General features: G+C 64.5%; 19 protein-coding genes, 1 pseudogene and 2 riboswitches. Of the genes and pseudogenes, 15 read left to right on the forward strand and 5 right to left on the reverse strand.

The window, feature by feature from the left end; genetic code table 11:
- Positions 1-37 precede the first annotated feature (37 nt).
- The 10 genes from ACZY0R_RS36270 to ACZY0R_RS36315 all read left to right on the forward strand — a co-directional run bounded on the left by ACZY0R_RS36270 (position 38) and on the right by ACZY0R_RS36315 (position 9376).
- On the forward strand, positions 38-268 hold the full coding sequence (locus ACZY0R_RS36270; RefSeq protein ID WP_488865282.1) for a YMGG-like glycine zipper-containing protein: 231 nt from the start codon (positions 38-40) through the stop codon (positions 266-268).
- A 68-nt stretch (positions 269-336) separates the two neighbouring features.
- Positions 337-424, forward strand: a riboswitch (glycine riboswitch).
- A 21-nt stretch (positions 425-445) separates the two neighbouring features.
- Positions 446-585: riboswitch (glycine riboswitch) on the forward strand.
- A 99-nt stretch (positions 586-684) separates the two neighbouring features.
- Entirely contained in the window at positions 685-1812 is a 1128-nt protein-coding gene (gene gcvT, locus ACZY0R_RS36275) for a glycine cleavage system aminomethyltransferase GcvT (RefSeq protein ID WP_488865284.1), read from the forward strand.
- Between the two features lie 110 nt (positions 1813-1922).
- Positions 1923-2303 (forward strand): glycine cleavage system protein GcvH, encoded by a 381-nt coding sequence (gene gcvH / locus ACZY0R_RS36280; RefSeq protein ID WP_045242267.1) that lies wholly within the window; start codon positions 1923-1925, stop codon positions 2301-2303.
- Positions 2304-2404: 101 nt separating this feature from the next.
- Positions 2405-5326: an aminomethyl-transferring glycine dehydrogenase gene (gene gcvP / locus ACZY0R_RS36285; RefSeq protein ID WP_488865285.1), complete on the forward strand. Its 2922-nt coding sequence runs from the start codon at positions 2405-2407 to the stop codon at positions 5324-5326.
- 111 nt (positions 5327-5437) lie between these two features.
- Complete coding sequence (locus ACZY0R_RS36290) at positions 5438-5980, forward strand: DUF421 domain-containing protein (RefSeq protein ID WP_441632263.1); 543 nt, start codon at positions 5438-5440, stop codon at positions 5978-5980.
- A 31-nt stretch (positions 5981-6011) separates the two neighbouring features.
- Positions 6012-7388: an L-serine ammonia-lyase gene (locus ACZY0R_RS36295; RefSeq protein WP_488865287.1), complete on the forward strand. Its 1377-nt coding sequence runs from the start codon at positions 6012-6014 to the stop codon at positions 7386-7388.
- Between the two features lie 85 nt (positions 7389-7473).
- Positions 7474-7797, forward strand: coding sequence for an EthD family reductase (locus tag ACZY0R_RS36300; protein ID WP_488865289.1), 324 nt, complete (start codon positions 7474-7476; stop codon positions 7795-7797).
- Positions 7794-7997 carry a hypothetical protein gene (locus ACZY0R_RS36305; RefSeq protein WP_488865291.1) on the forward strand — a complete coding sequence of 68 codons (204 nt, stop codon included), beginning with the start codon at positions 7794-7796 and terminating at the stop codon, positions 7995-7997. The genes ACZY0R_RS36300 and ACZY0R_RS36305 overlap by 4 nt, the downstream gene beginning before the upstream one ends.
- A gap of 101 nt (positions 7998-8098) precedes the next feature.
- The gene (locus tag ACZY0R_RS36310; RefSeq protein ID WP_488865293.1) at positions 8099-8836 is read left to right on the forward strand and encodes an MBL fold metallo-hydrolase; all 738 of its coding nucleotides are present in this window, start codon (positions 8099-8101) and stop codon (positions 8834-8836) included.
- A 60-nt stretch (positions 8837-8896) separates the two neighbouring features.
- Positions 8897-9376: an OsmC family protein gene (locus ACZY0R_RS36315; RefSeq protein WP_045242262.1), complete on the forward strand. Its 480-nt coding sequence runs from the start codon at positions 8897-8899 to the stop codon at positions 9374-9376.
- Positions 9377-9493: 117 nt separating this feature from the next.
- On the opposite strand, the gene ACZY0R_RS36320 is transcribed toward ACZY0R_RS36315, so the two are convergent.
- From ACZY0R_RS36320 to ACZY0R_RS36335, 4 genes are all read right to left on the reverse strand, one after another.
- The gene (locus ACZY0R_RS36320; RefSeq protein WP_488865295.1) at positions 9494-9715 is read right to left on the reverse strand and encodes a hypothetical protein; all 222 of its coding nucleotides are present in this window, start codon (positions 9713-9715) and stop codon (positions 9494-9496) included.
- 100 nt (positions 9716-9815) lie between these two features.
- Positions 9816-10931, reverse strand: coding sequence for a YbdK family carboxylate-amine ligase (locus ACZY0R_RS36325; protein WP_488865297.1), 1116 nt, complete (start codon positions 10929-10931; stop codon positions 9816-9818).
- A complete protein-coding gene (locus ACZY0R_RS36330; protein ID WP_045242260.1) occupies positions 10931-12145 on the reverse strand; it encodes a cation:proton antiporter in 1215 nt (404 codons plus the stop codon). The genes ACZY0R_RS36325 and ACZY0R_RS36330 overlap by 1 nt, the downstream gene beginning before the upstream one ends.
- 161 nt (positions 12146-12306) lie before the next feature.
- Positions 12307-14220 carry a tetratricopeptide repeat protein gene (locus tag ACZY0R_RS36335; RefSeq protein WP_488865300.1) on the reverse strand — a complete coding sequence of 638 codons (1914 nt, stop codon included), beginning with the start codon at positions 14218-14220 and terminating at the stop codon, positions 12307-12309.
- A 189-nt stretch (positions 14221-14409) separates the two neighbouring features.
- Between ACZY0R_RS36335 and ACZY0R_RS36340 the strand changes: the two genes are divergently transcribed.
- The 3 genes from ACZY0R_RS36340 (at position 14410) to ACZY0R_RS36350 (ending at position 16532) form a co-directional block, all read left to right on the forward strand.
- Positions 14410-14775 (forward strand): hypothetical protein, encoded by a 366-nt coding sequence (locus tag ACZY0R_RS36340; RefSeq protein WP_488865302.1) that lies wholly within the window; start codon positions 14410-14412, stop codon positions 14773-14775.
- A gap of 58 nt (positions 14776-14833) precedes the next feature.
- Positions 14834-15250 (forward strand): helix-turn-helix domain-containing protein, encoded by a 417-nt coding sequence (locus tag ACZY0R_RS36345; protein ID WP_488858095.1) that lies wholly within the window; start codon positions 14834-14836, stop codon positions 15248-15250.
- A 271-nt stretch (positions 15251-15521) separates the two neighbouring features.
- Positions 15522-16532 carry a reverse transcriptase N-terminal domain-containing protein gene (locus tag ACZY0R_RS36350; RefSeq protein WP_488865304.1) on the forward strand — a complete coding sequence of 337 codons (1011 nt, stop codon included), beginning with the start codon at positions 15522-15524 and terminating at the stop codon, positions 16530-16532.
- Here ACZY0R_RS36350 and ACZY0R_RS36355 read toward each other — a convergent pair.
- Positions 16500-17525: an IS1595 family transposase gene (locus tag ACZY0R_RS36355; RefSeq protein ID WP_488861174.1), complete on the reverse strand. Its 1026-nt coding sequence runs from the start codon at positions 17523-17525 to the stop codon at positions 16500-16502. The genes ACZY0R_RS36350 and ACZY0R_RS36355 overlap by 33 nt on opposite strands.
- Positions 17526-17606: 81 nt before the next feature.
- On the opposite strand from ACZY0R_RS36355, the gene ACZY0R_RS36360 reads away from it, so the two are divergent.
- Positions 17607-18425 carry a group II intron maturase-specific domain-containing protein gene (locus tag ACZY0R_RS36360; protein ID WP_488865306.1) on the forward strand — a complete coding sequence of 273 codons (819 nt, stop codon included), beginning with the start codon at positions 17607-17609 and terminating at the stop codon, positions 18423-18425.
- Between the two features lie 166 nt (positions 18426-18591).
- Positions 18592-19149, forward strand: a pseudogene (locus tag ACZY0R_RS36365) (IS630 family transposase); the annotation flags it as partial.
- Positions 19150-19262: the final 113 nt, after the last annotated feature.

Raw genomic sequence — 19262 nt, forward strand, 5'->3', positions numbered from 1 at the left:
CGTGCGGGATGCACTTCACGATACGTTGGAGGGAATCATGAACACCCTGCATTCCTTAAGCAAGGCGGTCCTGATCGGTATCGCGGTAGCCAGCATGGCGGGTTGCGCCGATATGACGCCAAAGCAGCGCAATACGGCGATCGGTGCTGGCGTCGGTGCAGTAGGCGGTGCCGTGCTGACTGGCGGTGACGCACTAGGCACCCTGGGCGGCGCCGCCGTAGGCGGTGTGATCGGTAACGTCACGACCGACAATCATCACAGGCGGTAGTGCGCCGCAGCAGGATGGCGGCCCCAGCCGGATGCGTTGACAAAGCCAGGACGCTCCCGTAAATTGCGCGCATCCGACCGGGAGAGCGCGCGAAGCTTGCGCCGCCGAAGGGGTATCACCCGAAAACTCTCAGGCACCATGGACTGGTCGGATCGGCTTGCAACATGCACACGATGCAAGCCGTACTCTGGAGAGCGGCACCCGCCATTTGCTTGATGAATGGTGAGCGTGCCCACCGAAGGGGCGCGCAAGGCCTGGGTCCTGGTTTAACGGGGCCGCCTTGTAATCTCTCAGGTATCGAGGACAGAGGGGTCATCCGCCGCAGCGGATCTGGCAGCGCTATTGCGCGCCGAATCCTGCGGCGGATGGCCCTTTTTTCGTTTTCGAACCGAGATTAGCCTTCCCCCGAGGATTCCATGACGCTCCAGGCCACGCCCCTCAACGCTATCCACCGCGCCCTCGGCGCCCGCATGGTCGACTTCGGCGGCTGGGACATGCCGGTCAACTACGGCTCCCAGATCGAGGAACACCACGCCGTGCGCACGGACGCCGGCATGTTCGACGTCTCCCACATGTGCGTGGTCGATCTCAATGGCGAGCATGTGCGTGCCTTCCTGCGCGGCCTGCTAGCCAACAATGTGGACAAGTTGCAAACGCCGGGCAAGGCGCTGTACTCCTGCATGCTCGACGAAAAGGGCGGCGTCATCGACGACCTGATTGTCTACTTCTTCGCCGAGGACCACTTCCGCCTGGTTGTGAACGCCGGCACCGCCAACAACGATATCGAATGGATCGCCGCACGCAACGCCGCCACCAATAGCGGCGTGAGCATCACGCCGCGCCGCCACGACAACGCGCCCGACGGCGTGGCCCCGCTGGCCATCGTCGCCGTGCAGGGCCCGAACGCCCGCGCCAAGGTGTGGAGCGCCTTTCCCTCGACGCAGCCCAGCGAATCCCTGAAGCCGTTCAACGCCGTGGTGGTGCAGGATCCGGCGCTCGGCGAAGTCATGGTGGCGCGCACCGGCTATACCGGCGAAGACGGTTTCGAACTGGTGGTGCCGGCCGAGAACGTGGCCGGCCTGTGGGAAAAGCTGATCGCCGCCGGCGTGCGCCCGGCCGGCCTGGGCGCGCGCGACACGCTTCGCCTGGAAGCGGGCATGAACCTGTACGGCCAGGACATGGATATCCACACCTCGCCGCTCAACGCGGGCCTGGCCTGGACCGTGGACCTGCAAAGCGAACGCGATTTCACCGGCAAGGCGGCGCTGGTCGCCGGCGGCCAGACCCAGCAGTTCGTCGGGCTGATCCTGCGCGAAAAAGGCGGCGTGCTGCGCGCCCACCAGAAGGTGATCACCCCCGCCGGCGACGGCGAGATCACCAGCGGCACCTTCAGCCCCTCGCTGTCCCAATCCATCGCTTTTGCCCGCCTGCCGCGCGACGTTGCCATCGGCGCCGAGGTTCAGGTCGAGATCCGCGACCGCAAACTCGCCGCGACTGTGGTTAAACTGCCGTTTGTGCGCAATGGCAAGGCACTCGTGAGTTGAACGCTCGCACCCGGTCACAGCGCGCCCGCCGGCGGTTACCCATCGATCATCGTGTATCGGAAGCTCCGCCCGGCTGGCGCTGAATAACAAATTGAATCTGGAGCAATCCCATGAATTTCCCCGCCGACCTGAAATACACCGAGTCCCATGAATGGGTGCGCGTCGAAGCCGACGGCACGCTGACCATCGGCATCACCGACCACGCGCAGGACGCGCTGGGCGACATCGTCTTCCTGGAACTGCCGGAAGTGGGCAAGTCGGTCGGTGCCGGCGACGCGCTGGCCGTGGTGGAATCGGTCAAGGCCGCGTCCGACATCTACGCCCCGGTGGCCGGCGAAGTGATCGCCGTCAACGATGCCGCCGCCGCCTCGCCCGAGAGCGTCAATGCCGACGCCTTCGACGCCTGGCTGTTCAAGCTCAAGCCGGCCAACAGCGATGACGTGAACGGCCTGATGTCGGCCGACGCCTACAAGGCCAACGTCGGCGCCTGATGCCAGATCGTCATTCCCGCGCCACGGGAATGACGGACAAAGACTGTCCGCGACGCGGCCGGGCCGACCACCCGCCGCACCGCTCCCACGAGATCCTTGCCATGAACGCCCCCCTGCCCATGACTGCCGCCCAAGTTGCCCGGCCCACGCTGGCCGAACTGGAGGCGCGCGACGCCTTCGCCTCCCGCCATATCGGCCCCGATGCCGCCGAGCAACAGCACATGCTCAAGGTGCTCGGCTATGACAGCCGCGCCGCGCTGATCGACGCCGTCATCCCCGCCGCCATCCGCCGCCGCGACGGCATGCCGCTGGGCGAGTTCACCGAGCCGCTGACCGAGGAAGCGGCGCTGGCCAGGCTGCGCGGGCTGGCGAACAAGAACAAGGTACTCAAGAGCTTTATCGGCCAGGGTTACTACAACACCCTGACGCCGGGCGTGATCCTGCGCAATATCTTCGAGAACCCGGCCTGGTACACCGCCTACACGCCCTACCAGCCCGAGATCTCGCAAGGCCGCCTGGAAGCCATGCTGAACTTCCAGCAGATGGTGACCGACCTGACCGGCCTGGATATCGCCAATGCGTCCATGCTGGACGAAGGCACCGCGGCCGCCGAGGCCATGACGCTGCTGCAGCGCGTCAACAAGCACGCTTCCAATACCTTCTACGTGGCCGACGACGTGCTGCCGCAAACGCTGGAAGTGGTACGCACCCGCGCCCTGCCGCTGGGCATCGAGGTCAAGGTAGGCCCCGCTTCGGAAGCCGCCGGCGCCCATGCCTTCGGCGTGCTGTTGCAGTATCCCGGCGTCAATGGCGATGTCGCCGACTACCGCGCCATCGCCGATGCCGTGCACGCCGCCGGCGGCCTGGTGGTGGCTGCCGCCGACCTGCTGGCGCTGACCCTGATCGCCGCGCCCGGCGAATGGGGCGCCGACGTGGCGGTGGGCAACTCGCAGCGCTTTGGCGTGCCGCTGGGTTTTGGCGGCCCGCACGCCGGCTATATGGCGGTCAAGGATGCCTTCAAGCGCTCCATGCCCGGCCGCCTGGTGGGCGTGACCATCGACGCGCAAGGCAACAAGGCCTATCGCCTGGCCCTGCAGACGCGCGAGCAGCATATCCGCCGCGAGAAGGCCACCTCGAACATCTGCACGGCGCAGGTCCTGCTGGCCGTGATGGCCTCGATGTACGCCGTGTACCACGGCCCGCAAGGCCTCAAGCGCATCGCGCAGCGCGTGCACCGCCTGACCGCCACGCTGGCCGGCGGCCTGGAGCAGCTCGGCTATGTGCGCACCAACGCCGCCTATTTCGACACGCTGACCCTGGAAACCGGCTTCAACACGGAAGCACTGCACGCATCGGCAACCGCCCGCGGCATCAACCTGCGCCACGCCGGCGCCACCCGCATCGGCATCTCGCTGGACGAAACCACCTCGCGTGAAGACGTCGTCACCCTGCTGGAAATCTTCGCCCACGGCAAGCCGGTGCCCGATTTCGACGCGCTGGAAGCCGCCGCGCAGGACGCCTATCCGGCCGGCCTGGCGCGCCAGAGCGCCTACCTGACCCATCCGGTGTTCAACACGCATCACGCCGAGCACGAGATGCTGCGCTACCTGCGCATGCTGGCCGACAAGGACTTGGCGCTGGACCGCACCATGATCCCGCTGGGCTCGTGCACCATGAAGCTCAACGCCACCAGCGAGATGATCCCGGTGACGTGGCCCGAGTTCAGCAAGGTGCACCCGTTCGCGCCGCTGGACCAGACGGTCGGCTACCGCGAGATGATCGACCAGCTCGAAGCCATGCTGTGCGCCGCGACCGGCTACGCCGCGGTGAGCCTGCAGCCCAATGCCGGCTCGCAAGGGGAATACGCCGGCCTGCTGATCATCCACGCCTATCACGCCAGCCGTGGCGAAAGCCATCGCGACATCTGCCTGATCCCCTCCTCCGCCCACGGCACCAACCCGGCCTCGGCGCAGATGGCCGGCATGAAGGTGGTGGTGGTGGCCTGTGACGAGAACGGCAACGTCGACCTGGAAGACCTGGCGAAGAAGGCCGAGCAGCACAGCAAGAACCTCGCCGCCATCATGATTACCTACCCGTCCACGCATGGCGTGTTCGAGCAGGGCGTGCAGCAGATCTGCGACATCGTGCACAAGCACGGCGGCCAGGTCTATGTGGACGGTGCCAATATGAACGCCATGGTCGGCACCGCCGCGCCGGGCCAGTTCGGCGGCGACGTATCCCACCTGAACCTGCACAAGACCTTCTGCATCCCCCACGGCGGCGGCGGCCCGGGCGTTGGCCCGGTGGCGGTCGGCGCGCACCTGGCGGACTTCCTGCCCAACCAGGACAGCGTGGGCTATCGCCGCGACGACCAGGGCATCGGCGGTGTTTCCGCCGCGCCGTTCGGCTCGGCCAGCATCCTGCCGATCTCGTGGATGTACATCGCCATGATGGGCTCGGCCGGCCTGACCGCCGCCACCGAGAACGCCATCCTGGCCGCCAACTACGTGGCCCGCCGCCTGTCCCCGCACTTCCCCGTGCTCTACACCGGCCAGCACGGCCTGGTGGCGCACGAGTGCATCCTGGACCTGCGCCCGCTGCAGAAGAGCACCGGCATCTCCAACGAGGACGTGGCCAAGCGCCTGATGGACTACGGCTTCCACGCCCCGACCATGAGCTTCCCCGTACCGGGCACGCTGATGATCGAGCCGACCGAAAGCGAGGCCCTGCACGAGCTGGACCGCTTTATCGACGCCATGATCGCCATCCGCGCCGAGATCGGCCGTGTGGAGGACGGCAGCTTCGACCGCGAGGACAACCCGCTGAAGAACGCGCCGCACACTGCCGCCGTGATCACCGCCGATGCCTGGGAGCACAAGTACACGCGCCAGGAAGCCGCCTACCCGGTGGCCGCGCTGCGCACGCAGAAGTACTGGCCGCCGGTCGGCCGTGCCGACAACGTGTACGGCGACCGCAACCTGTTCTGCGCGTGCGTGCCGATGAGCGAGTACGCTGAGGAGTAAGCTGGTGGATGCCGGGGTTGCGGCCGTCGCGGCAACCCCGGCACTTCGCCGGCGCGCTATGCTCGGTGTGGATGCGCGGCCACCCGGCCGTGCCCGGCAAACGGAGCACGCATGTGGAATCTCAGCGCCCCATGGTGGGAATTCGTCCTGCGCGGACTGATCGTCTACGGCAGCCTGCTGGTGTTGCTGCGGCTTTCCGGCAAGCGCCAGATCGGCCAGCTCACGCCGTTTGACCTGGTGCTGCTGCTGGTCCTGTCCAACGCGGTGCAGAACGCCATGAACGCGGGAGACAACTCGGTCACCGCCGGCCTGATCCTGGCCGTGACGCTGATCGCGGCCAATCTCGGGCTGGCCTGGCTGAGCTGGCGCAGCCGGCGCTTCGAGGATGTGGTCGAAGGGCGCCCCGAGATACTGATCCACGAAGGCAAAGTGTTTCCCGACGTGATGAAGCGCGCCTTCATCACGCGCGACGACCTGCACAAGGCGCTGCGCCATGCCGGCTGCGAGCGCGTGAGCGATGTGCATTTCGCCATCCTCGAAAACGACGGCACCATCAGCGTGATGGCGAAGAAGGACGCCCCACCCACCCCCCAGGACGCTGCCACCTCGCTGTGGCGCGCCCCCGACAACGACATCGGCAACTCGTCGGTCTGAGACCGGCGCGTAGCCAACCAGGAGCCTTGCCGTGGCTGTCAGCGTTTTCGACCTGTTCAAGGTGGGCATCGGCCCCTCCAGTTCCCACACCGTGGGCCCGATGCGCGCGGCCCTGTTGTTTGCCCAGGGCCTGGCGCGCGATGGCCTGCTGCCGCAAGTGGCCAGCGTACGCATCGAGCTGTACGGCTCGCTCGGTGCTACCGGGCGCGGCCACGGCACCGACAAGGGTGTGATCCTCGGCCTGCAGGGCGAGGCGCCGGACACCATCGATCCCGACACCATCGAGCTGCGCCTGGCCGCGCTGCGCGCCAGCCGCACGCTATCGCTGCTGGGCACGCACCCCGTGCCCTTTGTCGAGAAGGAACACATCGTCTTCTACCGCCGCGAGGCCATGGCCGAGCATCCCAACGGCATGAAATTCCATGCCTTCAATGCCGGCGGCGAGCCTATCCGCGAGGGGCGCTACCTGTCGGTGGGCGGCGGCTTCGTCATCACCGCCGGCGCCGCCAACACGCAGATCCTGGAAGCTGACCAGCAACTGCCGTACCCCTTCCGCAGCGGGCGCGCCATGCTGGAAATGGCGGCCGCCAGCAAGAAGAGCATCGCGCGGATGATGATGGAGAACGAGTGCGTGTGGCGCAGCGAGGCCGAGGTCAATGCCGGCCTGCTGCAGATCTGGGCCGTGATGCAGGCCTGTGTGGCACGCGGCTGCCGTACCGACGGCGAGCTGCCGGGACCGTTCAAGGTCAAGCGCCGCGCCCCCGAACTGTTCCGCAACCTCACCGAGCACGCCGAGCGCGCCCTGGCCGATCCGCTCTCGGTAATGGACTGGGTCAACCTGTACGCGATCGCCGTCAATGAGGAAAATGCAGCCGGCGGCCGTGTGGTCACCGCGCCAACCAACGGCGCGGCCGGCATCATCCCTGCCGTGCTGCATTACTACGACCGCTTCGTGCCTGGTGCCAACCCGCAGGGCGTGATCGACTTCCTGCTTACCGCCGGCGCCATCGGCATGCTCTACAAGCTCAATGCCTCGATCTCGGGTGCCGAAGTGGGCTGCCAGGGCGAAGTCGGCGTGGCCTGCTCGATGGCCGCCGGCGCGCTCGCCGCGGTGATGGGCGGCACGCCCGAGCAGGTCGAGAACGCGGCCGAGATCGGCATGGAACACAACCTCGGCCTGACCTGCGACCCGGTTGGCGGGCTGGTGCAGATTCCCTGCATCGAACGCAATGCCATGGCGTCAGTGAAAGCCGTCAACGCCGCGCGCATGGCGTTGCGCGGCGACGGCATGCATTATGTGTCGCTGGATTCGGTCATCAAGACCATGCGCGAGACCGGTGCCGACATGAAGACCAAATACAAGGAAACGGCGCGCGGCGGGCTGGCGGTGAATATCGTGGAGTGCTGAGGCCGCTTCCCGTTCGTTCTTCTACTGACACGCTTTCTGCTACGCTTGCCGGGCATCAACCCACTTCACCCACTTGGAGTCCGGCATGGTCAAAATCAGTTTTCTCTACCCGCACAGCAAGGGCGGCAAGTTCGACATGGACTACTACGTGCAGCGGCACATGCCGCGCGCCATCGAACTGTTCAGCGCGCAACCCGGCTACCGGGGCGTGGCAGTGGAGCGCGGGCTGGGCGGCGGCGCGCCGGGCTCGGATCCGGCCTACACGGTGATGTGCCATTTCCTGTTCGAGTCGGTGCAGGACTTCGTTGCCGCCGCCAAGGCCGCCGGCAACGAGCTGCAGCTCGATATCCCCAACTACACCGATGCGGTGCCGGTGGTGCAGATCAGCGAAGTGGTGTCCGTCGCTTGACCCGATTGCCGCCCCAGCCGCAGCAGCCCGCCCAACTTATCCACATCCGTTTCGTCCACCCCAGGCCCGGCCTGCCCGGCAGATGGCTGGCCCGGCTGGTGTCCTCGCCGCGCTTGCTGGCGGCACGCCGCGCGTTGCTGTCGCGCCTGCCTTTCATGGTGCTGCAAAGCGAGGTCGAGCAGGTGGTCTACCTGAACTAGCTGGTGGACGCCACGGCGGCCGCCCGGTACGCGCCGCCGGGCGTTGCCATGAATCCGTGCGGTAGCGCTATCATGTCCGTTCCCACTCAGGCGGTGCAGCCATGCAGACCTTCCATCAGCTCTTCGACGAAATCTCCTCCACCTTCACCTACCTGCTGATCGACGCCGCCACGCGGGAGGCGCTGCTGATCGATCCCGTGGATCACCAGCTAGACCGCGACCTGGTGCTGCTGCAGGCCAGCGGCGCCACGCTGGCGTGGGTGGTCGAGACCCATGCCCACGCCGACCACATCACCTCCGCGGGCCATGTTGCACTGCAAACCGGCGCACACACCGCCGCGCCCTCGGGCTGCGATATCCAGCCCGCGCAGAAGCAGCTGATCGACGGCGACACGCTGCAGTTCGGCACGCAGACGCTGCGCGCCATCCACACGCCCGGGCACACCGCCGGCAGCATGAGCTACCTGTGGGAAGAGCCCACGCCCGCCGGCGTGGTGCGCCGCATCTTCACCGGCGACGCGCTGCTGATCGACGGCTGCGGCCGCACCGATTTCCAGTCCGGCGACGCCGGCACGCTATACGACAGCCTCACGCAGAAACTCTTCGCGCTGCCCGACGACACCGTGGTCTATCCCGCCCACGACTACAAGGGCCGCACCGAATCCACCATCGGCCAGGAGCGCGCGCACAACAGCCGCGTGGCCGGCCGCACGCGTACCCAGTTCATCGAGATGATGGCGCAGCTGAACCTGCCGAAGCCCAAGCTGATCGACGTGGCCGTGCCGGCTAACCAGCGGCTTGGCTTGCGCGATGGGGAGCAGGTCCCGCACGGGGCATAGGCGGGCGCAGCCGAAAGCGCATTGGTCACGGCAAGATAATGCAGACAGGAGAGACAGGACATGGCCCAGTACACCGCCGAAATCCTATGGCTACGTGGAGAACAGGATTTCCTCGGCAACCGCTACAGCCGGAAACACACGCTGCGATTCGACGGCGGCATCGAGGTGCCGGGTTCCTCGTCGCCGCATGTCGTGCCGTTGCCCATGTCGGAGGCTGCGGCGATCGATCCGGAAGAGGCCTTCGTCTCCTCGCTGTCCAGCTGCCATATGCTGTGGTTCCTGTCCATCGCCGCCAAGCACAAATTCTGCGTGGACCGCTACTTCGATGCGGCGGTCGGCACCATGGCGAAGAACGCGGAAGGCAGGATGGCCATCACGGTGGTCACGCTCAGGCCGGAAGTCACCTTCTCCGGGGAGCGGCAGCCGAGCCGCGATGAAATCGCCCACCTGCATCACACGGCGCACGAGGCGTGCTTCATTGCGAACTCGGTCAAGTCGGAGGTGCGCTGCGAGCCGGTGTACGTGGGCGTACAGGCCTGATATCGCACCCCGGCGCAGGAACGGCGCGCGCCACGCAAGCAACGGGTTCCGCCTGCCACGCCAGGTGGCAGCGGTTGAGGATCGGCGTCGGCTTCCGGCCTCGCTGTGCGGACCGGGCTAGTCCCAGATACAGCGAACCGCCGCCGCGGCGATCACCGGCACGGAAAGGACCAGCGGAATCGCGAAGTAAGGTACCTCGAAATTCACGACGTGTTCATAGATGAGCCAGCCGATGCCGATGGCTAGCGTGACCAGTCCGACAATCGCAGCGAGAACGTTCACGGCCCGGTCCGAAGGACGTCCGTGCGTCCGTTCTGCTTTGGTGGAAAGCGCTTTCATCGTAGCTCCGAAGGGTGTCGTCACGGGCATCTGATGCGTTAATTCTAGTCCTGCTCCGCCGGTTTGCGCGGGTTGCCTGCAAGTGGTACCCGTACCGCGCTCAGGTCGCCCAGCTATCGCAAGTCTGCCGCACCGTTTCGCGCAGACTCCGCGTGCTGGCGTCGATCTGGCGCACGCGCTCGGCATCGCCGTTGCGGCTTTGCGCCAGCGCGCGGATATTGGCCAGCGCATCGAGCGATCCCAGCGCTTCGGCATGGGGGACCAGCGCATCGCAGATCGAGATGATGTGATCCGCGATCGGCATGCGCGTGAGCTCGTTGGGGTGCACATACTCGCCTTCCAGCCCGAAGCGGCAAGCCTGGAAGCGGTTGAAGGTATAGACGAGGTAGTCGTCTTCCTGCGGCATGAAGGGGCGCGAGAGGAGCAGGTAGCGCGCAAGCGCCTGGATGTAGGCGGCGATATCGCAGGCACGGCCCACCGTGAGCGGCGTGTCCATCACGCGGACCTCGATGGTGCCGAACTCGGGCTTGGGGCGGATATCCCAGTAGAAGTCCTTCATGCTCTCGATCACACCGGTCTTGCGCATCTTCTCGAAGTAGGCGGTGAACGCATCCCAGGTGAGCAGGTGCGGCGCGCGCCCGCTCATGGGGAAGGCGGCGACCGAGTTCAGCCGCGCCGAGGCGAACCCGGTGTCCACGCCCTGCACATAAGGCGACGAGGCGGCCAGCGCGATGAAGTGCGGCACGTAGCGGCCGATGGCATGGAGCAGGAACAGCGATTCGTCGGCGCTCGGGCAGCCGATATGCACGTGCTGGCCGAACACCGTGAACTGCTTGGCCAGGTAGCCATAGAGCTCGGAGATGTACTGGTAGCGCGGCGAATCGGAGATGGTGCGATCGGCCCACTGCTGGAAGGGATGGGTGCCGCCGCCGCAAATGCCTAGGTTGAGCGAACGCGAGGCATCCACCATCAGGTCGCGCATGGTGCCGAGTTCGTCCAGCGCCTGTACATAACTCGTGCAGATGCCGGTGCTGATCTCGATCATCGAGGGGCTGATCTCAGGCTTGATGTCGCCGGCATGCTGCGCGCCTTTCAGCGCACGCAGCAGGTCCGGCGCGAACGGCGCCAGGTCATAGTCGTGGCGATTGACGAGCTGCAACTCCAGTTCCACGCCGAATGTCAGCGCTTCGGAGTGCTTGAACGGTTCGAGTGACATCAGCGCCCTCCTCCATTGCTTCTGACCTCGCCCGCAAAGCGAAGTGCCCAGGCCGCCATCGTGGGCCCCATCAGTTGTTCGATCGCCAGCGTGCACAGGATGATGGCCGCCAGCGGCTCGCCGGTGTTCGGATACAGCAGCGCGACATCGCTCATCAACAGGTACGCCAGACCCGACATGGGCGCCAGCGCGAGACCGAGCGCCACGCACTGCTTCAGGCTCAGGCCCGAGAAGGAGCCCAGCGAGACCACGCCGACCAGCTTGGCGAAGTGGCGCAGCAGTACCAGCACACAGGCGGCGCCGCCGCCGATGGCCCAATCGTGCGCGGTCAGCGGCAGGCCGAGCGACACCACCATCACGATGATCAACAGGCTGCCCGCGCTGCCGAAATGCGCCGGCCACACGCGCGGCTGGCTGTCCTGGTGCTTGAAGACGACGCCGGCCAGCATCAGCGTGAGCGGCATGGAAAGCTTGAGTACGCGCGTGAGCGCCAGCGTGAGCAGCACCAGTCCCACCAGCACCAGGAAGCTGTAGTGATCGTCCGAGGCCATGCGTGCGTAGATGCCGTGCCCGAGCTTACCGACGACCCAGGCCAGCAGGCAGGATCCCACCAGCAGGTATAGCGGATGCAGCAGCGCGGCGCCAAGATTGCCGTATTCGGAATGCAGCCAGCCCGTGGCCAACTGGACGATGGTGGCGGCGTAGATGCTGTTCAGGGCCGCCATGGCAAGCAGCCGTTCAGTCACCTGCCCTTCCGCGCGCAGTTCATTCTTGAGTTGCAGCACGATGGTCGGCGAAGTGCTGACGGCGATACCGCCCGCCAGGATGGCCACGGCCGGGCTCACGCCGATCCATTGCAGCACGGTGGCCACCAGGCCCCAGGTCAGCAGGCTTTCGAAGGCACTGGTGAAGAGCAGCCAGCGGTTAGCCCGCAGCCAGGTGAGCGAGAGCCGGTGCCCCAGTTCGAACAGCGCCAGCGCCAGCGCCATATCGATCAGGACGCGGCTCTGCGCGATCATGTCTTCGTCCACGATGCCGCGGCCGAGCATGCCGGCCAGCAGGCCCGCGGCGGCATAGCCGACGATCCGGGGCAGCCGCAGGTACGTGCGGCATATCTCTCCCGCCAGTCCGGCGCCCACCAGCGCCAGCCCGACCCAGAAAAGCCCGCCCGGTACCAGGGGCAGGCTTGGAAACAATTGGCTTAGTCCATTCATGGGCTACATGGTAACGGAGGCGCACGAAAATCCCTGTCAGATTTTGTCCGACAGGGAATGGAATTTGCAGGCAACGTGATGCGTTCACGCATAAAAAAACGCCATCTTACCGGGATGGCGTTTTTTCATGGCATCAGGGTCGGAGCGCCACCGTACAGACGCTACACGCCCCAGAACTTCCATGCCGGCCGGGTCGCGCGCAAGCCGGCTTCCACGCGAGCGTACAGCGCACGCGATTTGCCCTGCGCGGCACCACCCGCGCGGGCCTTCTCGAAATAGCCCAGCGCGGTCTCGCGCTGCTCCAGCCCGAGCGCGGCCTCGACAGCGCCGAGATATGCATCGCCTTCCCAGCCGTCGCGCGCGGCAAAGGCCGCCTGGAAATCCGTCAGCGCCTCGGCGTACTGCTTTTCGCCGTTGCGGATCAGGGCACGCTGCAAACGCGGGAAGGCCTGGTCACGGGGGTCGTCCGCAGTCAGCCCGATGGCCTGCTCGAACAGCGGCAGTGCACGGTCGTGTGCGCCAAGGTCACGCCAGATCATGCCGAACTCGTTGCACAACCACGCGTCCTCGATCAGCAGCGCGCGGCGTTGCAAAGCCTCGATCTCGGCCCGCGCATCGGTGCGGTCATGCTGGTCCATGCCGCCCGTGGCGTTGCGCAGCAGCCCGGCGAAGTGGGCGCGGGCGTGCGCCAGCGCGTGCGCGGCCTGGCTGCGCTCTTCCACTGGCAGGGCATCGGCGCGGGCATCCATATGCGCCAGCGCATCGCGGGCGGCCGACGTCACTTCCGCACCGCCGATCGCCTTCCAGGTGCTCATCAGCCGGCTGAAGATCCAGCCCACATTGGCGGGATCGCGCTCCAGCGGGTAGCGATTGAGGACATCGCCCGCCACTTCCACGGCTTTCTGGTGCTGGCCGGCAGCCTCCAGGCATTCGAGCAGGTCAATCCAGTGCTCGATGAATTCGCTGACCGCGATGCCCTTCTCGTGCAGGGCGATGCGCTCGGCGCGGTTGGCGGCACCTTCCAGCCGGGTGGCCAGGTTGTGGCACAGCATCGAATAGATGTGCGGGTCGGCGTCGTCGTAGCCGCCCTCGCCGCTGGCGAAGTATGACTCGAAGCGCGCCACGCCCAGGCGATACGCCTTGATCAGGTGCGGCGTCAGCGCGGCCTCGGCGGCCGGCACGGCGTCCATGAACTCGGCCAGCGCCACGCCGGCGTTGTAGTAACCGGTCGCATCGGTGGCGTTCTCCACGAAAGCGAAACGCAGCCACGGCTCGGCTTCACCGGACTGGTGGCGCCATTCCAGTTCGCGCACCTGCGCCTTCGGGTCCGGCGCCTGGCGCTGGTAAGTGGCGAAATCATCCCATGCACCGTCCAGCTCGCCGGCCCGGTAGCGCAGCGGTGCGCGGATGCGGCGGGCCTGCGGATGGTCCGGCTGGCTGGCCAGCACGATCCCCGCCTGTTCGGCGGCCAGGGCATCGCCCGCGTCTTCGTCGAGTTCGAGCAGTTCGGGGTTGTCCAGGCCGATCCGCGCCAGGCACAGGCGCAGCATCGGCTCGGCCTGCTCGCCGGCGGCGTTCACGTGGGCCACTGCCTGGCCCAGGATGTCAGCGGCGCCCAGGTCGGGGGCGCGGTACAGCAAGTCGTACCAATAAGCGCCAGCCCGGGCGAAATCCCCCAGCCGGTAGTGCACCAGGCCAGCATGCAGGCGCGCGCTCCACTCCCCCGAGGACAAGCCGTTGCGCAGCGCCGCTTCTTCCAGCCAGGGCAGCGCCTCCTGAGGGCGGTCCATCCCCAGCAGCAGCATGCCGTAGCGATGTGCGATCACGCCGCGCGAGGACCAGCGGTGCGCCGGATGCAGCGGTAGCCCGGGCAACTTCGCCAGCGCGACGTCGAGCACGGCGAAAGCCTGCTGTGCGTCGCCGCGGTCATAGTGCAGGCGTGCCCGCAGGCAATCGAAATCCACCACTTGCGGCTGCGCCTGCGAAAGCTGGTCGAGGATGACCAGCGCTTCATCGTAGCGCTCGGCGTTGGCTAGCTCGATGGCGTGGTCGTAGCTGACTTCCTGCACGGACACGGACTGCTCCTTCTGGGTGGATGTGCGAGTGCGGGATTATGGGGCATTGGGAAATTTCGCGCCCCAAATTCAGAAAGTGCCGCTTGCGATGCCCCGGACGGTTCGCCTACCTTGGACGGGTAGGACAGCTTACGCCGCACCTTACACGCTAGCGGCGATTACCCATTAGCCGATCAGAGGAGGGATCCCATGCGTATATTCGGATATTCAAGAGTTGCGCTGCTCGCACTGCTGCCTGCATTGGTCATTGCCGGTACTGCCCAAGCGCAATGGAAACGGCCTCCCGCCGTTCCATCCAAGATCGGCTGGGACCCATCCGATGCAGCGGACGTCGTAGGGAGGAATTTGGAACTATGGGGCATCGGAAGCATTGGTCATGTTGGCATATGGAGTGGCAACTATGTCATTGAAGCGCTCAACACTCCAGGAAATGCCATCAATACCAACACCCTAGCCGACTTCAAATCGCGAACACGATATTGGGGTTCTGCGTTCGTTGCAGGCCTCGACAGGCTCCCGCAGCAACGCATGTGTAGCGATGCATCATGCTCGTAAGTGCCTCACAAGAAGTATCTCTATAATGTCGGGCCGAACAAGAACCGCGACATAGACGATGGCCGTATTGAAGCCGCTGGAACTGACGAAGGAAGAACGTACCGAGCTTGAGGTTCTGGCGAGAAGCCGCCGTGATTGGAGAACACGAGACAGGTCTCGGACGATTCTGATGTTTAGCAACGGCGTGCCAGCCAAGGAGATAGCCAGGCGGCAGGAGTTGACGTTGGAGGCGGTGTACGAGAGGCGCTATCGTTGGTTGGACAAAGGCATGGCGGGGCTGTCGGACGCGCCGCGTAGCGGTGCGCCGTCGAAGCTGTCGCCGGCGCAGGTTGAGCAGTTGAAGATGTGGGCGACGCAGGAGGCGCTGACGGCCGCGGAACTGCTGGCACGACTCGAAGAGAAGTTCGGGATTCGAGTTCATGTGCGACCTGAAAGTCGCTTGAGTTTCTGTTTCACTGGAGCAGGTATTACCTGATGAAACCGGTTGTTCCATCAACCGTTCCCTACCCGGGCATGCGGAGCCGGTAACAGCTCGGTGTGAAGCTCTGGGGACAACGTAGCCGCCGGATAACCGGTACGCCGAGCCGCGAGGTAAGGCGGAATCTGCCAGCACAGAGGCGGAGAGGAGCAAGGGATGAGTGGGTACGATCAACATATGTGAACTTCCGATAAACGTCGTCAGAATCAACAAGCCAAACGTGCTGACAGGCTTGGACCAAAACGGTACGCGGTGTGGAGTGGCCTTCGTGAACTGGGCCACCATGGACGACAAGCCGCCGGCGAAGAGGAAGGGTCCGCCCCGCTCGGAAATTCATGCGGAACAGGGTAAGCCCATCGCGGCGCCGGCAACGGCAGGCGAACCGCGAGGAACGCTGTTGGCGCGGTGGGTAAAGGAATGCGGAGAAAGCGAACGCCCGGCTGTAATGGACGGGATACGGGCTGAGACATCGCCCGACGCGAAAGCGGGCAGACTTCCGCGTGGTCATTCATGGCGAGATAACCTTGAACAATCGTTATACGGGGGAAAGCAGATGACGGCAACGGACGCGAAAGCTCCTGACGCTGGTGCACTCTCGAGCGCTGCGCAGATGTGGGACCATGCAAACTGGTCGCACATCGAAGCAGAGGTGAAGCGACTTCAGATGCGTATCGCCAAGGCCGCTCAGGAAGGCCGATGGGGCAAGGTGAAAGCATTGCAACGTCTGCTAACCCGCTCGCATGGCGGCAAGATGCTCGCCGTCAAGCGTGTGACGGAGAATCGCGGTAAGAGAACGCCGGGGGTGGACGGCAAGATATGGTCATCCCCGGCGGCCAGATGGAACGGAATGCTGTCGCTACGACATCGCGGCTATCGTGCGATGCCGTTGCGGCGTGTCTACATTCCCAAGAGTAATGGGAAGAAGCGTCCGTTAGGAATCCCGTGTATGCGGTGCAGGGCGATGCAGGCCTTATGGAAGCTCGCTCTGGAACCCGTCGCGGAGACCCTTGCAGACGCCAATTCCTACGGCTTTCGGCCCGAGCGCTCGACCGCCGATGCCATCGAACAGTGCTTCAACGTTCTGGCCAAGCGTGCCTCGTCAGAATGGATTCTGGAGGGTGACATTCGGGGCTGTTTCGACAACTTCAGTCATTCCTGGTTTCTGGAGAACGTACCGATGGATAAGGAGGTTCTGCGCAAGTGGCTTCGAGCCGGATATATCGATGAAGGAACCGTGCTTATCCGGTTAGCTCCCAAACCTACTAGATGTAGTGGGTAGCGATTTTTTTCCATAGAGCTCGGCATAGGTCGGCGCGGTGACGTCACCAGCGATGCCGAGCAGGGAGCGAAACGCGTTGAAGGGATAGAAACGGCGGTTGAAGCGGAAGGTGAATTCGTTGAGATAGGCTTGTAGGTGCTGCGGGCTGACACCGTGATGAATACCGCGCAGCCAGGTCTTGAGATTGGAGAACACAAGGTGAATGATCGGCAGGAAGGTTTCGGCCACTTGCATGTCACCGCGCTGCGCGATGGCGATATGGCCATAGCCGCGCTCGCCCAGCTTGGCATAACCGCCCCAGTCGTCGGTGATGATGGTTGCCCCGGGTGCAACGGTACGCTCGATGAATCCGCCCAGCGACCGGGCACTTCGGTCAGGAACCAGAGCGAGCCGAACTCGTCCGGCATACCGTCCGCTCTTGCGTTTGTTGCGGCTGCCGGAAAGCTTGCGTTGCCGAACCTCGACAGCGCCGGCCACAAGAACCATGTGGTGCACGCCCCTGCCTTTGCCGCGAGTACGCCCACCGACGTAGGCCTCATCGGCCTCGACGTGTTCCTCAGGCTTGCCACCAATCCGATCCTGGTCGGGGCGCACCATGCCGGCGCGCAACTTGTGGAGTATCTGGAAGGCGGTCTCGTAACGCGACAGGCCGAGTTGGCGCTGGAACTGAACTGCCGACATGCCAGGCGTCTGACTGGCGACCAGATACGCCGCCCAGAACCAAACCGACAGCGGTGTGTGCGTGCGCTCCATGACGGTGCCAGCAGTGAGGCTCGTGTCGCGTGTGCAATGGCGACAACGGAAAACGCCGGGGCGATTGGCAAAGCGGTACGGCTCACCAAGCAAGCCACAGTGGTCACAAATGAACCCATCGCTCCATCGAGCGCGCTCAAGGTAGGCCATGCATGCCGCTTCGTCTGGAAACATCCGCTGAAACTCCGGCAGCGAGCCCGGAAACGGCAGATCGCCTCGGTCAAGCACATCAATAACCATGGCTGCCCCGGGTTGGCACAGATGCCCAACATACTATCGGTAGAGGGCTTGGGAGACAACCGGATAAGCACGGAAGGAACCTTGTTCGAGTCACAAGCGGGCACACCCCAAGGGGGTGTGATCTCGCCTGTGATCGCGAATATGGCGTTGGACGGACTTGAAGCAGCAGTTCATGCAAGTGTGGGCACATCCACACTTGAGTGCAGAAAGGCGCAGCTCAACGTCGTCCGCTATGCCGATGACTTTGTGGTGACTGGCGTATCGAAAGATGTGCTGGAATCCCGGGTACTTCCGGCAGTCAGGCAGTTCATGGCGGCTCGGGGTCTGGAGCTCTCGGAAGAGAAAACCCGGATCACGAACATAGCGGCGGGTTTCGATTTCCTTGGCCAGAACGTGCGCAAGTACGACGGCAAGTTGCTGATCAAGCCAGCGAACAAGAGCATCAAGTCGCTGCTTGACAAGGTCAGGGGAATCATCAAGGAAAACGCGAGCGCCACGCAGGAGGCGTTGATACGACAGCTCAACCCTGTGATCCGGGGATGGGCCCAGTATCACCGTCACGTCGTGTCGAAAGCGATCTTCTCCTCAATCGACTCCCACATCTGGCAACGGCTCTGGAGATGGGCGAAGCGTCGTCACCCCATGAAAGGAGCCCGATGGGTCCGGCAACGGTACTTCCGGCGCGACGGATACCGGTCCTGGGATTTTGCAACAGAGGGTTCAACCGAGGGTGACACCTGCGGCCTGCAACTCTTCCGCGCAACGACCGTCGCGATCCAGCGACACGTCAAAATCCGGGGACTGGCCAATCCGTTTGACCCGGCATGGGCCGCCTACTTTGCCCGCCGTCGAACCGCGAAACGTTCCGCTGGTCTGCCCGGTGCCACACAATGGTGCTGAACGAATGGCTTGAGCCGGATGCGGGGCGACTCGCACGTCCGGTTCTTAGGGGGCGGCGACGTAGTAATGCGTCGCTGCTACCCGACCGCAATACGCTGACAGGGATTCTCAAACGGGCGGGGCTGGTATGGAAGCGAACCCGGCATAGCTTAAAAAAAAGCGGGACGAACAGCGGTTCCGACAAGCCCAATCCGAAATTGGGGAGTTGGTCCAGCAAGCCCAGCGTGGCGAAATCGAACTCGCCTACGTAGACGAAGTTGGCTTCGCGCAAGCGCAGCCGAATCGAAGTGCGTGGACACCTGTCGGGGAGCAACACATGATTGAAGCCCGGCGTGGTAAGCGTCTGAACGTGGTCGGAGCACTGCTGTCCTCGGGAGAACTGTTTGCAGCGAAGTTGTGGGAGACGATGACCTCGATGCTGTTCGCTGGATTTCTCGGCCTGCTGGTCGAACACGTCGGCAAGCCGCTGACCGTGATTCTCGACAATGCTTCGGTCCACACGGCCCGCGCACTGCGGCCTTATCTCCGGCTGCTACAAACGAAAGGCTTGACGTTGTATTTCCTGCCACCGTACAGCCCGGAGCTCAATCGCATCGAGAAGCTCTGGCACAAGATGAAATACGAGTGGCTGGCCTTCAAAGCCCGCGACACCAAAACCCTTGAAGCTGATGTCGATGTAATCCTTCAGGGATTTGGGGCAGACTACAGATTCACTTTTTGTTGAAAGCTTATCTGATCACTTTAGGCATGAAACACGCTATCGAATGCCAGGGTCATTGGACAAGTGGGCGCCGATTACACAGTCACCGACGGCTACATTTCCGCTCGGCCAGCATG

The organism is Cupriavidus sp. F041 (assembly GCF_057814235.1).